Source organism: Ensifer sp. ENS09 (assembly GCF_014852425.1).
GTDB lineage: Bacteria > Pseudomonadota > Alphaproteobacteria > Rhizobiales > Rhizobiaceae > Ensifer.
The window spans coordinates 1,196,570-1,210,277 of the sequence record NZ_JACVBP010000001.1 but is presented as its reverse complement, the minus strand read 5'-3'; the positions used below and the strand labels follow the sequence as shown (position 1 = coordinate 1,210,277).

At 65.2% G+C, this 13,708-nt stretch carries 9 protein-coding genes and 1 pseudogene; 4 read left to right on the top strand and 6 right to left on the bottom strand.

The features are described from left to right. Positions 1-184 precede the first annotated feature (184 nt). From IB267_RS06025 to IB267_RS06005, 5 genes are all read right to left on the bottom strand, one after another. The gene (locus tag IB267_RS06025; protein ID WP_192446813.1) at positions 185-967 is read right to left on the bottom strand and encodes a carnitinyl-CoA dehydratase; all 783 of its coding nucleotides are present in this window, start codon (positions 965-967) and stop codon (positions 185-187) included. Positions 968-972: 5 nt separating this feature from the next. Continuing rightward, positions 973-3,039: an acetate--CoA ligase family protein gene (locus IB267_RS06020; RefSeq protein ID WP_192446812.1), complete on the bottom strand. Its 2,067-nt coding sequence runs from the start codon at positions 3,037-3,039 to the stop codon at positions 973-975. 183 nt (positions 3,040-3,222) lie between these two features. Then, the gene (locus tag IB267_RS06015; RefSeq protein ID WP_192446811.1) at positions 3,223-4,383 is read right to left on the bottom strand and encodes an acyl-CoA dehydrogenase family protein; all 1,161 of its coding nucleotides are present in this window, start codon (positions 4,381-4,383) and stop codon (positions 3,223-3,225) included. A 140-nt stretch (positions 4,384-4,523) separates the two neighbouring features. Then, a complete protein-coding gene (locus tag IB267_RS06010; protein ID WP_192446810.1) occupies positions 4,524-6,017 on the bottom strand; it encodes a carnitine 3-dehydrogenase in 1,494 nt (497 codons plus the stop codon). A gap of 16 nt (positions 6,018-6,033) precedes the next feature. Next, positions 6,034-6,936, bottom strand: coding sequence for a 3-keto-5-aminohexanoate cleavage protein (locus IB267_RS06005; RefSeq protein WP_192446809.1), 903 nt, complete (start codon positions 6,934-6,936; stop codon positions 6,034-6,036). Here IB267_RS06005 and IB267_RS06000 point away from each other — a divergent pair. Then, positions 6,905-8,016: pseudogene (locus tag IB267_RS06000) on the top strand (GlxA family transcriptional regulator). The gene IB267_RS06005 and the pseudogene IB267_RS06000 sit on opposite strands and share 32 nt — an antisense overlap. Positions 8,017-8,061: 45 nt before the next feature. On the opposite strand, the gene IB267_RS05995 reads toward IB267_RS06000, so the two are convergent. Continuing rightward, the gene (locus IB267_RS05995) at positions 8,062-9,285 is read right to left on the bottom strand and encodes a LysR family transcriptional regulator (RefSeq protein WP_192446807.1); all 1,224 of its coding nucleotides are present in this window, start codon (positions 9,283-9,285) and stop codon (positions 8,062-8,064) included. Positions 9,286-9,494: 209 nt separating this feature from the next. Between IB267_RS05995 and IB267_RS05990 the strand changes: the two genes are divergently transcribed. Genes IB267_RS05990 through IB267_RS05980 form a run of 3 tightly spaced genes read left to right on the top strand, consistent with a single transcriptional unit; the run spans position 9,495 to position 13,708 of the window. After that, on the top strand, positions 9,495-11,033 hold the full coding sequence (locus IB267_RS05990) for an aromatic amino acid lyase (protein WP_192446806.1): 1,539 nt from the start codon (positions 9,495-9,497) through the stop codon (positions 11,031-11,033). Between the two features lie 18 nt (positions 11,034-11,051). Continuing rightward, on the top strand, positions 11,052-12,431 hold the full coding sequence (locus tag IB267_RS05985) for a dihydroorotase family protein (protein WP_192446805.1): 1,380 nt from the start codon (positions 11,052-11,054) through the stop codon (positions 12,429-12,431). Beyond that, the gene (locus IB267_RS05980) at positions 12,428-13,708 is read left to right on the top strand and encodes a Zn-dependent hydrolase (protein ID WP_192446804.1); all 1,281 of its coding nucleotides are present in this window, start codon (positions 12,428-12,430) and stop codon (positions 13,706-13,708) included. Before IB267_RS05985 ends, IB267_RS05980 begins: the two co-directional genes overlap by 4 nt.

Below are 13,708 nucleotides of genomic sequence, written 5' to 3'. Positions count from 1 at the left end.
TCTTGTAACGCCCTAAATTACAATTTATTTCCATAAGCTTGGCTTATGGATGCGTGTTTGATGGCGCGCGGCTTTTCCCGCGCGTCTCGTCACGTCTTGGTGCCGGTCGCCCGGCTCGGTTGCCTGCGCCGCCAAGGCTTGGCGGGGATGCGCTTTCGGTGATTTCACGCGAAAGCGGGATGCTCTAGCGACCCTTCCAGACGGGGTCGCGCTTCTCGGTGAAGGCGCGCACGCCTTCCAGCTGGTCTTCGCTCGAATAGAGAATGTCGACGGTCTTGAACTGCCGTTTGGTGATCTTGTTCATGGTCCCCTGGAAGGTGTCGCCCTCGGCGGCGCGTACCACTTCCTTGATCGCGGCATAAACGAGCGGCGGGCCGCTTTCGAGCAGGCGCGCCAGATCCCAGGCGCGATCCATCAGCTTGCCCGCCGGCAGGATCTCGTTGACGAAACCCCAGCGGTTGGCCTCGACTGCATCGAGCCAGCGGCCGGTCAGAAGCATGTCCATTGCGATGTGATAGGGGATACGCTTCGGCAGCTTGATCGAGGCGGCGTCGGCAACCGTGCCGGAGCGGATCTCCGGCAGCGCGAAAGTCGCGTGTTCGGCGGCAAGGATCAGGTCGGTCGAAAGCGCGATCTCCAGGCCGCCGCCGCAGCAGATGCCGTTGACCGCCGCAATGATCGGCTTGTTAAGATCGCGCAGCTCCTGCATGCCGCCGAACCCGCCGACGCCATAGTCGCCGTCGACGGCGTCGCCGCCGGCGGCCGCCTTCAGGTCCCATCCCGGACAGAAGAATTTTTCGCCGGCGCCGGTGATGATCGCGACGCGCAAGGTGTCGTCGTCACGGAAATCGCGGAAGATTTCGCCCATCACCCGGCTGGTCGCCAGGTCGATGGCGTTGGCCTTCGGCCGGTCGATGGTGACTTCGAGGATGCCGCCCTCGCGGCGTGTACGGATCGGTCCGGTCATCGCTGTCATTTCCTCCGGCGGATCAGGGCGTCGGCAGCAACGGCACCCTGACCGTTCGGCAACACCATCAAAGGATTGATATCCAGTTCTTCGAGTTTCGAAGCGTTTGCAACGACATAGGATGCCGCTGCCGCGACAGCCTCGATCAAAGCGGCGTAATCGGCGGCAGGCGCCCCGCGATAACCGTCGAGCAGCTTGCGGATCTTCAGTCCCGCGATCGCCTCGCGGATCGCTTCCGGCGTCGTCGGCAACGTCACGATGGCGGAATCGTCGAGCAGTTCCACCAGGATGCCGCCTGCGCCGATGGTCAGAACCGGCCCGGCGACGGGGTCGCGCATGGCGCCGATGATCAGCTCGGCGACGGGTTTTGCCACCATCTTTTCGACGAGGTAACCGGAGGCAACCCCGGCCATGGCTTTGGCCGCCGCATAGACCTCATCGCGGCTCGTCAGGTTGAGCTTCACTGCGCCCGCGTCGGTCTTGTGGGCGACGCCGAGGCCCTTGAGTACGACCGGGAAGCCGAGTGTCTCGGCAGCCGCTGCTGCCTGCTCGGCGGTTGCCGCCGTCTTGCCCTTCGGCACGGTGAGGCCTGCGGCGGCAAGCTCTACCTTCGCCTCGTGTTCGCTGAGGGTGACGGCTTCACCATCGTCGGCTTCAATGCCGTCGAGCAGACGAGGCGGGGCGGGCTTTGCCCAGACAGCGCCGATATCGGCGGCCGTCTCGATCGCGTCCAGCGCCTCCTCGATGCCGAAGAACGGCACGATGCCGGCCTTCATCAGGAAGAGCGCGGTTGCTTCCGGCATGTTCTCGCCGAGGCTCGCGACGATACCGGCGCGGGCGCCGGTGGCTCTCGCCGCGTCGATTACCGCGTGGCAGGTGGTCTCCCAGTCGGCCGGGTCGCAGCGGTCGAGACGGGGGAAATCGAGCACGAGCAGATTGATGGCATAGCCGCCCTTCATCATCGCGGTGAAAGCGGTCGTCTGCTTCTCGCGGTTGCCCCAGACGAAGGTGTGGTAGTCGAGCGGGTTGGCGATCGTCACCATCTCGCCGAGCGCGTCCTTCAGCGGCTTCTTCTGCTCGTCGCGCAAGGGGCGGTAGTTCACTCGGTAGCGTTCGCCGGCATCCGCCATCAGCGAGGCCTCGCCGCCGGAGCAGCTCATCGAGGAGATGTCGCGGCTGTCGAGCGGGCCTGCCACGTGTAGCAGCTTCAGGGTTTCCAGAAGTGCGGGCAGCGTGTCGACGCGGCCGATGCCGAGACGGGCAAGCAGGGCCGAGGAGACACGGTCGTTGCCGGCAAGCGAGGCAGTGTGCGACACCGTCGCGAGTTGGGCCGCTTCCGATTTGCCGACCTTCAGTGTCACGACCGGCTTGCCGAGTTCGCGGGCACGGGTCGCCAGCCGCTCCAGCGCTGCCATACTGTCGAAGCCCTCGATGTGCAGGCCGACGGCGGTGACGCGCGGATCTTCGAGCACGGCGCAGGCGATGTCGGATAAGCCCGTCTGCGCCTGGTTGCCGGCGGTCATGACATAGGCGAGCGGCAGGCCGCGCGTCTGCATCGAGATGTTGCAGGCAATGTTGGAGGACTGCGTCAGGATGGCGACGCCCTTTTCGACGCGTTGCATGCCGTGCTGGTCCGGCCAGAGCAGGGCGCCGTCGAGCATGTTGATGAAGCCATAGCAGTTGGGCCCGACGATCGGCATGTCGCCGGCGGCCGCCACCAGCGCCTCCTGCATGTCGTTGCCGTCGTCGAGCTCGCTTGCCGCCTCGCGGAAGCCCGAGGCGTAGCAGACCGCACCGCCCGAGCCACGGGCGGCGAGGTCACGGATGATGTCGATCGTCAGCTGCCGGTTGACCCCGACGAAGGAGGCGTCGGGCGCGCCCGGAAGTTCGGCGACGGAGCGATAGCATTTGCGGCCGAGGATTTCGGTTTCGCGCGGGTGCACCGGCCAGATCTCTCCGGTAAAACCCATCTTGTCGCATTGTTCGATAACGCGCCGCGCTTCCTTGCCGCCAAAAACGGCGATGGTGCGCGGACGGATGAGGCAGTTGAGGGAGCGGGGAGCGGAGGTCATGCCGTTTTGCACTCCCTCATGCCGACGGCCGTCGGAGCGCTCGCCATTAACGCCCTCATTCCTGTGCTTGTCACAGGAATGAGGAGGGAAGAGAGGTTCGTTGCCTCTAACCGATCTCCCCCCTTGTGGGGGAGATGCCCGGCAGGGCAGAGGGGGGTAACTCGCTGAAACCGACCCATCCCGTCACGCCCCCAGCGGCCGCAAGAGGTCGCGGCTGATGATGTGGCGCTGGATTTCAGACGTGCCGTCCCAGATGCGCTCGACGCGGGCGTCGCGCCAGAAGCGGGCGAGCGGCAGGTCGTCCATCAGGCCCATGCCGCCAAAAATCTGGATCGCCTCGTCGGTGACGCGGGCGAGCATTTCGGTGGCGTAGACTTTGGCGGATGCAATCTCGCGGTTCGCCGGCAGGCCGTTGTCGAGCCGCCAGGCGGCGGACAGCGTCAAAAGGTCGGCGGCGTCGATCTCGGTGATCATGTCGGCGAGCTTGAAGGAGACGCCCTGGTTGGCGCCGATCGGCTTGCCGAACTGCTTGCGCTCGGCGGCATAGTTTAGCGCATAGTCGAAGGCGCGGCGCGCCCGGCCGACCGAGGTCGCCGCCACCGTCAGGCGGGTGGCGAACAGCCAGTCATTGGCGACGTCAAATCCCTTGTGCACTTCGCCGAGGATCTGGGCGGAGGGCAGGCGGCAATCGTCGAAGGTGAGCACGCAGTTGTTGTAGCCGCGGTGGGAAACGGAGTTGTACCCCTTGCGGATCTCGAAGCCGGGCGTACCTCGGTCGACGAGGAAGCAGGTGATCTTCTTCTTCGGCCCGCGCGGCGTCTCTTCCTCGCCGGTGGCGATGAAGACGATGACGAAATCGGCGATGTCGGCATGGCTGATGAAATGCTTGGTGCCGTTGACGATCCAGTCGTCGCCGTCCTTTCGGGCGAAACACTTCATGCCGCGCACGTCGGAGCCGGCGTCCGGCTCGGTCATGGCGAGTGCGTCGAACTTGTCGCCCTTGACCGCTGGCAGCAGGTACTTCTCGCGCTGCTCGGCGTTGCAGGCCATCAGGATGCCGGAAGGGCGGCCGAAGAAGACGGTGAGGCCCATGGAGCCGCGGCCAAGCTCGCGCTCGACGAGCGTGAAAGAGGTGTGATCGAGACCTGCGCCGCCCACTTCCTCCGGGAAGTTACAGCCGAAAAAGCCGATCTCCTTGCATTTGCGGGCGATCTCCTGGCCGAGTTCGCGGGGCACCACGCCGGTGCGCTCGACCTCGTCCTCATGCGGATAGATTTCGGTTTCGACGAAGCTCCTGACCGTATCGACGATCATCTGCTGTTCTTCGGTCAGTGCGAAATTCATTGTGTTGTTCCCCTCGTTTTCGCGCCGCTGACGTCGGTGCCGCAAACGATGGCCGCCTCCTCAAGCGTCCTTCGGCTGCGGTTTGCGGCTCCGCCCGCAAGGCGAAGCTGCCTGTCGTTGCTGGCCTGCCGCCGTTGCGGTCAGGCGCGCTTCTGGCCGACGAAGCGTCCAGCGCCTTCCGGCGTCGGCAGTTGCGCATGGGCTTCGGTAATCGCACGCAGCTTGCTCAGCACCTTCTCGGGTGCCGTGACCGCCTTGCCGGCCTTGCTGTCGACATGCAGCATCATCTGCTCGGCGGTGGCGACGGCCTCGTTGGTTGCGGCGTTGTAGATCGTCGAGAAGATGTGCAGGCGCTTTTCGTCGGACGACAGGATCTGGCAGGTCGAATAGAGCGCCTCGCCGAGCTTGGCTTCGCCGAGGTTCCGGATGTGGGTCTCGACGGTGTAGTAGCTGTGGCCGTCGCGGACGTATTCGAGGTCGACTCCTATCAGGCGCAGCACGCCGTCGGAGGTGTCGCCGAAGACCTGCAGATAGCGGTGCTCGGTCATGTGGCCGTTATAGTCCACCCAGGCAGCACTGACCTTGGTGTCGAGAATGCGCAGCGGCTTGACGTCGCCGAGATCGGCTTCCGGCTTCCGGGCGTTGGCCCAGAGCTTGGCCTCGAAATCAGCGAGCAGCTTGCCGGCGCCCCAGCCTTGGCCGCCATTGCCGGATTTTAGCGCATGCATGATGCCGACGAGGTTTTCGTCGCGGATGCGTTCGAGCTCGCGGATCGAGCGGCCGGCGGCCTGCGCGTCCGACTGCGCGCCGATCTTCTCGACCAGCGCGTCGTCGAGGTCGACGACATCGGTAAACTTCGTCCAGGGCCATTTCAGGCAGGGGCCGAACTGGGCGAGGAAGTGACGCATGCCCGCTTCGCCGCCGGCGATGCGATAGGTCTCGAACAGGCCCATCTGCGCCCAACGCATGCCGAAGGAATAGCGCATGACGTTGTCGAGCGTTTCGGTATCGCAGATGTCGTCCTGGATCAGCCACAGCGCCTCGCGCCAGAGCGCTTCGAGCAGACGATCGCCGACGAAGGCCTCGATCTCCTTGGCGATGACGACGCCCTTCATGCCGATCTGCTCGACGCCCTGCATGGCGCGCTCGATCGTCGCCTTCGTCGTCTTCTTGCCGCCGACCAGTTCGACGAGCGGCAACAGGTAGACCGGGTTATAGGGGTGCGCCACGAACATGCGTTCCGGGTGGTGCATCTCGGCCTGGAGATCCGACGGCAGCAGACCCGAAGTGGACGAGCCGATCAGCGCATCCGGACGTGCGGCCGCATCGATCTTGGTGATGACGCCGCGCTTCAGCTCCAGCCGTTCCGGCACGCTTTCCTGAATCCAGTCAGCACCTTCGACGGCTTCCTCGATGCTCTTGCAGAAGGTCAGTTTGCCCTTCGGCGGCAAGGGCGCCATGGTCAGCATCGCATAGGCGCGCTCGGCATTGGCAATGACTTCGCCGATGATGCGCTCGGCTTCCGGATGCGGGTCGAAGATCTTCACGTCGATACCGGCAAGCGCGAAGCGCGCCACCCAGGCGCCCCCGATGACGCCGCCGCCGACACAGGCTGCTTTGGTGATAAAGCTCATGATGTCCTGTCCTTGCTCAGCGCTTCGTCAGCTTCAGTTTCTCGCGGACCTCTTTCGGTCCGATGATCTTGGCGCCCATGCCCTCGATGACGCCGACCGCCTTTTCGACGAGCTGGCCGTTGGTCGCGAGCTGGCCCTTACCGATATAGAGGTTGTCTTCGAGGCCGACGCGGACATTGCCGCCGGCAAGGATCGCCGCTGCCGGGTAGGCGAGCGCGTTGCGGCCGATGGAGAAGGCCGAGAAGGTCCAGTTGGCGGGCACGTTGTTGACCATGGCCATGAAGGTGTTGAGGTCGTCAGGGGCACCCCACGGAATGCCCATGCAGAGCTGGATCAGCACCGGATCCTCGATCAGGCCTTCCTCGACGAGCTGCTTGGCAAACCACAGATGGCCGGTATCAAAGGCCTCGATCTCCGGGCGCACGCCGAGTGCCGTCATCTGGCGGGCCATTTCGCGCAGCATCGACGGCGTGTTGGTCATGACGTAGTCGCCGAGCGAGAAGTTCATGGTGCCGCAGTCGAGCGTGCAGATCTCCGGCAGACATTCGGCCACATGGGCGACACGCTCGGTGGCGCCGGCCATGTCGGTGCCGGTCTCGTTGACGGGTAGGGGCTTCTCGACATTGCCGAATACGAGATCGCCGCCCATGCCGGCCGTCAGGTTCAGGACGATATCGATATCGGCGGAGCGGATGCGGTCGGTGACTTCGCGGTAGAGATCGAGCCTGCGCGACGGTGCGCCGGTCTCCGGATCGCGAACGTGGCAGTGGATCACGGCAGCGCCGGCCTTGGCCGCCTCGACCGCCGCTTCGGCGATCTGTTTCGGCGTGATCGGCACGTGGCTGGACTTTGAAACGGTGTCTCCCGAGCCGGTGACGGCACAGGTGATGAATACCTCGCGGTTCATGCTGAGCGGCATTGCTGTCTCCCTTTTATTGCGCCCATTACGAGCCAAGAAGGACCGCTTTGCTTTTCATTATCGGCTTCATTCTATACATTATCGGCGACAGAGCGGAGAAGTTTGGAGATGGATCAGAACGTTTCGCAGGTGCAGCACGTCGATATCCTGGTACTGCCGGAGACCAATCTGATCCTCGTTGCCTCGGTGATCGAGCCGATGCGTGCGGCCAACCGCATTGCCGGCCGCCCGCTCTACGACTGGACGATCTACAGCCCCGATGGGGCGCCGATCGAAACGAAGAGCGGCATTCCCATTCCGGTTTCCGGTATCTTCCGGCCGCAGCGCGAGACGTCGCCGCTCTTCATCCTCTCCAGCTACAACTGGGAGCGCAGCGCCACCTCGCAATTGAAGATGCTGCTGTCGCAGACGGCGCGGCACCGCGAGATGATAGCCGGCATCGAGTCAGGCTCCTGGCTGCTTGCCGAGACCAGCCTGCTCGACAATTTCAAGGCGACCACCCACTGGGAGGATTTCGAGGATTTCACCGCGGCTTACCCGCAGGTGACGATGGTGCGCGAGCGCTTCGTCATCGACGGCAAGCGCATCACGACTGGCGGCTCGCTGCCGACGCTCGATCTGATGCTCGAGCTGATCCGCCGGGCGCACGGCTACTCTCTGGCGCTCGAAGTCTCCCGCCTCTTCATCTACGAGCAGGAGCGCACCCGCGGCGACCTTCTGCAGATGCCGACGATCGGCAACATGCGCATCCTCGATCCGCGCGTCGGCGCGGCCGTGAAGCTGATGGAAGAAACGGTGGAGGCGCCGCTGACGCTCGCAAGGCTCGCTCGCCGCATCGGCGTCAGCACCCGGCATTTGCAGGATCTCTTTCGCGACACGATGGGGGTCGCTCCGCATGAACACTATCTGGCACTCCGTCTCAATGCGGCGCGCCGCAAGGTGATCGAGACGCGGCTGGAATTTGCCGACATCGCCGCGATCTCTGGTTTCAACTCGTCATCATCGTTCTCGCGCAGCTACCGGGCGCACTACCGCGAAAGCCCGAGCGAAACCCGCAGGCGGCTGAAGCTGAAGAGCTGAGCGCTGCTTCAAGTATCGATTGAAGCGGGAATTTTCAGAGTCGTTTCAGGCGTTTGGCGGCCGACGATCAGGAACTGATTCCGCCGGCGAACTGGTCTCGGCGGTCATCTTCATCATCGAAATCATCAGCTCGCCGATCTCGGCGGCAAACGCGCCGCGTGGCCAGACGAGCGTGAGCGACTGCCGATAGGCCGGGCCGAGCCGGATCATGGCCGGCGGGCGATGCACGCGGGCAAGCGAGGATTGCGGCAGCACCGAGAGATAGCCGTGCTGACGAACGAGGTTGATGATCACGGGGATGGAATCGACCTCGACGAGGGTGATGCGCCGCCGCTCGGCTTCATCGAGCGTGTCGTCGAGGAAACGGGCGGCCTCGCGGCGAAGGCCGCTCCTGACGCTCGGCACCGCGATCGGGCAGGCGGCGAGCAGCCGCGGCAGGTTGCCGCCCAGGTCCGAAAGCGCGGAGGCTGGGCCGGCGAGAACCAGTGGTGTCTGCGATACCAGCCGGCCGTCGCAGTCGGCGGGGATTTCGGCGACATCGAGCAGGGCAGCATCGAAGCGGCGGCTGCGTAGACCGGCGAGAAGTTCGTCGGCCGTTGTGCTGGAAATGAACAGCGGCTGACGCGGGCGGGCGCGGTGCCAGTTCGCCGTCAGTGCGGCCAGCATGCGGGCGATCTCGCTTTCCGGACCAAGCGGCATGACGGCGCCGAGCCGCCAGGTGGCGACATCGCGGCGGAAGCGATCGGCGGAGGCATGGGTCAGCCGCGCCCAGATATCCAGCAGAGCTTCGGCCAGCGGAATGATGGCCTGGCCAGCGGTCGTGCAAAGGATGCCGCCGTGGGAGCGCTCGAACAGCCGGCTGCCGAGATGGCGCTCGAGGTCCACCATCTGCCGGGTCAATTGCGGCTGGCCGATGCCGAGCGCCTTTGCCGTTGCGCGGATGCTGCCTGAACGGGCGATGCGGAGGAAGCGGTCGAGCGGGACGAGGCCGATCGGCGGCACAGGCTCGCCTTCCTGCCGGCCGGCGACCTTGAGGATCGCGGCGATCCTTGCCGTCGCGTCACGGATGTCGACCGCGCGGGCGCGGGCCTCCAGCGTCAGGACGAGGGCGGTTTCCTCCCGTCGGAAGAGCGGCATCGAGATCGCCTGTTCGAAGCGTTTGACGGCGGCGCTGACGCTTGATGGCGCGCGTTTGCTGACGACTGCTGCGCGGCGAATGCCCCCTTCGCCGAGCACCGCGTCGACCAGCGCGATCGTTGCCAGATCCATTCGTCCATCCCCGCCGGCAGGGCTTGCGATCGCCATGTTCCGGATTTTGCATCGCCCGTTCCAGATTTGGGATATAGCATGCAGCGGCGATAAGCGCATAGCATGCTTTCGGCAACCAGCCATTTGCGAGCGACGGTTGCGAGAGTTTCAAACATCCGCGCACCGTTTCGAAACCGAGGCGAGCCCGGCGCGGAAGGATACCCATCGGCATGCTGCATCAGGCCAAAACCACTGTTCTTTGCGGGAAACCGCTGGATTTCGCGACGCTCGGCGACATCGGGACGGGACGGGTCCGGCCGGTGGCCGATGACGGCGGCATGGAACGGGTGGCGGCCGCCCACAAGGTGGTTGCCGACCGCGTCGCCATGGGGCTGCCAGTCTATGGTTCCAACACCGGCGTCGGCTCGATGAAGGATCGCCTGTGGACGGCGGATGATCTCGCCGAATTCAACAATGCGCTGGTGCGCGCCCACCATTTCGGGACCGGCGAGTTCTTCGCACCGGCGATCGTGCGCATGGCGATCGCGATCCGCGTGAATACTGCGATGCGCGGCCACACCGGCTGCAGCCCGGATCTCATCCGGGCGTTCCTGGCGCTGCTCGAGGCCGACATCATTCCGGCCGTGCGCCGCCACGGCTCGATGGGCTGCGCCGATATCGGGCTGATGGGCCAGATCGCCTCAGTGCTGACAGGCGTAGGCGAGGCCTACTATCAGGGCCGGCTCGTGACGGCCGAGACGGCGCTGTCGGAAGCGGGCCTGAAGCCCTTCATCATGCAGCCGCGCGACGCGCTGGCGGCCCTCAGCGTCAACGCCATTTCCTTCGCGGCGGCAGTCAACGTGTTGCGCGAAGCGGCCTCGGCCATCCGCGTGCTGCTTGTCACCGGGGTCATGTCGTCGCAAGCGCTCGGAGCATCTGCCGATCCCTGGCGGGTGGCGGCAACACTCTCGACTCGCGGCGAGGCGGTGGTCGGCTCATGGCTCTATGGCCAATCGGGCATCTCCGACTGGCCGGTGCCGACGGCGATTCATGATCCCTTGAGCCTGCGCATGACCGCCCAGGTGTTCGGCGCGGTGGTCGATACGCTGCTGGTTGCGGCCGGCCGGCTGGTGGAGCAGACCTATCTCTCCGACGACAACCCTGTTGTCATCGGCGGGCAGGTCCATTCCTCCGGCGCCTCGCTGCCGCTGACCACGACGCTTTATATCGAGGCGGCGCAGATCGCCTTTTCGCACGCGGCGCGCAACGTCCTGAACCGCTGCATCCTTCTTGCGAATGGCGGCCGCCGCAATCTCTCGGTCAATCTGGTGGCGCCAGGGGAAGTCGCGACAGGGCTCGGGCCGCTGATGAAGCTTGCGGTCGAACTCTACATGCGCGTGCAGTCGCTCGCCGTGCCGCTTTCGGCGCAGTCGATCGTGGTGGCGGGCGGGCTCGAGGAGGAGGCGACTTTCCTGCCGCTGATCGTCGAGCGCATGGAAACGCAGGTGCGCGATCTGCGCCAACTGGCGGCGATCGAGGCGATGCTTTCGGCGCAGGCGATCGACCTCGTCGGCGACCAGCCGCAGGGGATCGTCAAACGGGCCTACGACCAGACCCGCTCCGTCAGCGCGATCTATCTGAAGGACCGGCCGCTTTCGAAGGAGATCGAGGCGCTGCAGGCTGCCTTCACCTGCCACGATCTCCTGCGCTCCTTCGTCGCCTCCGCGCCGATGCCGGAGTTCGACGACTTCTTCGCGCTCGACAAATAATCCGATTGGGAGAGCAGCATGTCCGATTTCGATCTCGTTCTGAAAGGCACCGTTGTTCTCCCCGAAAGGATCGTCGAAGGCGGGCATGTGGCGGTCCGCGACGGCAAGGTGGTGCATGTCGGGCAGGGGGCGGCACCGGCGGCGCGTGAGCGGCATGATCTCGGCAACGCGCTTATCCTGCCGGGCGCTGTCGATGCACAGGTGCATTCGCTGTCGCAGAAGAACCAGGAAGATTTCATCTGGTCGACCCGCTCGGCAGCCGCCGGTGGCGTCACCACTATTGTCGACATGCCCTATGACGAGGGCAATCTCGTCTGCTCGGCCGACGCGCTCCGCCGCAAGATCGACCATGCGGCACCGCAGGCGCGCGTCGATTTCGCGCTTTATGGCACGGTCGATCCCGAGGAAGGACCGGCGCGCATCGGTGAGATGGTCGAGGCCGGTGTCGCCGCCTTCAAGTTCTCGACCTTCGGCACCGATCCGAAACGCTTTCCGCGAATTCCGGCTGCACTTCTCGAAGATTGCTTCCGTGCGATCGCGCCGACGGGGCTTGCTGCTGGCGTGCACAACGAGGACGACGAGTCGGTGCGCGCGGCGATCGACAAGGTCAAGGCAGCCGGCATCACCGACTATCGCGCCCATGGCCTGTCGCGCCCGCCGCTGACGGAGCTACTCGCCACCAACCAGATTTACGAGACGGGGGCGGCCACCGGCTGCCCGGCACATGTTGTGCACTGCTCGCTCGGCCGCGGGTACGAGATCGCCGCTGCCTACCGCGCCCAGGGCTACAGGGCGACGATCGAGTGCTGCATCCACTACCTGACGCTCGACGAGGAGAGCGATGTTCGCCGTCTCGGCGGCAAGGCCAAGATCAACCCGCCGATCCGCCCGCGCGCCGAGGTGGAGAAGCTCTGGCGGCATGTGGCCGATGGCACAGTGACGATGGTCTCGACCGATCACGTCAGCTGGTCGGAAGATCGCAAGACCAATCCGGACATGCTGGCGAACGCATCCGGCGTGCCGGGGCTCGAGGTCATGGTGCCGCTCTTCGTCAAGGGCGCGCTGGAACGCGGCATCCCTTTGACGCGGGCGGCGGAGCTGATGACGCTGAACCCGGCGCGGCACTTCCGCCTTGACCATAAAAAGGGCGCGCTGGAGCCCGGCAAGGATGCCGACATCATTGTCATGACGCCGGAGCCCTATGTCTATGATGCGGCGGCAAGCGGTCACAACGTTGTCGGCTGGTCGCCCTATAACGGTATCCGGCTGCCCTGGCGGGTGGCTGCGACCTATCTGCGTGGCCGGCTTGCCTTCGATGGTCGCCAGGTGTTGGCCGAACCGGGTGTCGGACAGTTTGTCCGGCCGCTTCCAACCCTGGCGCTTCAGGAGGCGAAATGAGCAAGACCGCCCACAAAGTTCCGGCCAATCTGCCCGTCAATGCGAGCCGCATTGCCGGGATCGTCAACGGTCTCGCCGGGATCACCGAGCCGGACCGGCCCTATACGCGCCGCGCCTTCACGCCGCTGTTTCTCGAAGGCCGCGCCTTTCTCGACCGGCGCTTTCGCGCCGCCGGGCTTGAAACACGGATCGACGCTGCCGGTAACCTGATTGGTCGGCGCAAGGGCAAAAAGTCGGCGCTCGGCACCATCCTGCTCGGCTCCCATTCCGACACGGTGCCGGAGGGCGGCCGCTTTGACGGCATCGCCGGCGTCGCGTCGGCGCTCGAAGTGGCGCGGGCGCTTTCCGACAACGGCATCGAGCTCGATCATGATCTGGAGATCGTCGATTTCCTGGCGGAAGAAGTGTCTATCTTCGGCGTTTCCTGCGTCGGCAGCCGCGGCATGGCGGGCGTGCTGCCGGATGGCTGGCTCAGCCGCACGCAAGGGGATCTGAGTCTGCGGCAGGGTATCGTCGAAGTGGGCGGTGATCCGTCGCGGCTCTCGGGTTCGAAGCGCTCCGACATCAAGGCGTTCCTCGAACTGCACATCGAGCAGGGGCCGGTGCTGGAGACTGGCCGGCTCGATGTCGGGGTCGTTACCGCAATCTCGGGCATCACCCGCATCGAGATCATCGTCGAGGGGCAGGCGGACCACGCCGGCACGACGCCGATGGGCCACCGGCGCGATGCGCTGGTCGCCGCCTCGCACCTGGTGCTGGAGATCGAGCGGCTGGCGACGGAATTTTCGCATGGCGACGGGCATTTCACCGCGACGGTCGGTGAATTCTCGATCGAGCCGAACGCGGCCAATGTGGTGCCGTCTCGCGTCCGGCTGCTGATCGATGCGCGTGCCGAGCTGCGGCCGCAGATGGAACGGTTCCTGGCAACGCTCGGCTCCCTTTGCCAGGGTGTCGCCGAGGCATCGGGCGTGACCATCCCGCCCGCCAATGTGATCTCCGACAACCACCCGACGCCGGGCGATCCGCTGTTGCTTTCGACGCTGGAAGAAAGCTGCGACGCGATCGGAGCAAAACACCGGCGCATGGCCTCCGGCGCCGGTCACGACACCGCCTGGATGGGGCGCATCACCCGCTCGGCGATGATCTTCATTCCCTGCCTCGGCGGGCGCTCGCATGCGCCGGAGGAGTGGGCCGAAAACGACGTTATCGCGCTTGGCGCCGCCGTTCTCTTCGATGCGGTGAAGAGGCTCGACAAGAAATTGCAGGAGAAGGTGTGA

Coding starts and splice junctions, on each gene's coding strand:
- IB267_RS05995 (WP_192446807.1), bottom strand. CDS start 9,285: ATGGATCTGGCAACGATCGCGCTGGTCGACGCGGTGCTCGGCGAAGGG.
- IB267_RS05985 (WP_192446805.1), top strand. CDS start 11,052: ATGTCCGATTTCGATCTCGTTCTGAAAGGCACCGTTGTTCTCCCCGAA.
- IB267_RS06015 (WP_192446811.1), bottom strand. CDS start 4,383: ATGAATTTCGCACTGACCGAAGAACAGCAGATGATCGTCGATACGGTC.
- IB267_RS06010 (WP_192446810.1), bottom strand. CDS start 6,017: ATGAGCTTTATCACCAAAGCAGCCTGTGTCGGCGGCGGCGTCATCGGG.
- IB267_RS05990 (WP_192446806.1), top strand. CDS start 9,495: ATGCTGCATCAGGCCAAAACCACTGTTCTTTGCGGGAAACCGCTGGAT.
- IB267_RS06025 (WP_192446813.1), bottom strand. CDS start 967: ATGACCGGACCGATCCGTACACGCCGCGAGGGCGGCATCCTCGAAGTC.
- IB267_RS05980 (WP_192446804.1), top strand. CDS start 12,428: ATGAGCAAGACCGCCCACAAAGTTCCGGCCAATCTGCCCGTCAATGCG.
- IB267_RS06005 (WP_192446809.1), bottom strand. CDS start 6,936: ATGCCGCTCAGCATGAACCGCGAGGTATTCATCACCTGTGCCGTCACC.
- IB267_RS06020 (WP_192446812.1), bottom strand. CDS start 3,039: ATGACCTCCGCTCCCCGCTCCCTCAACTGCCTCATCCGTCCGCGCACC.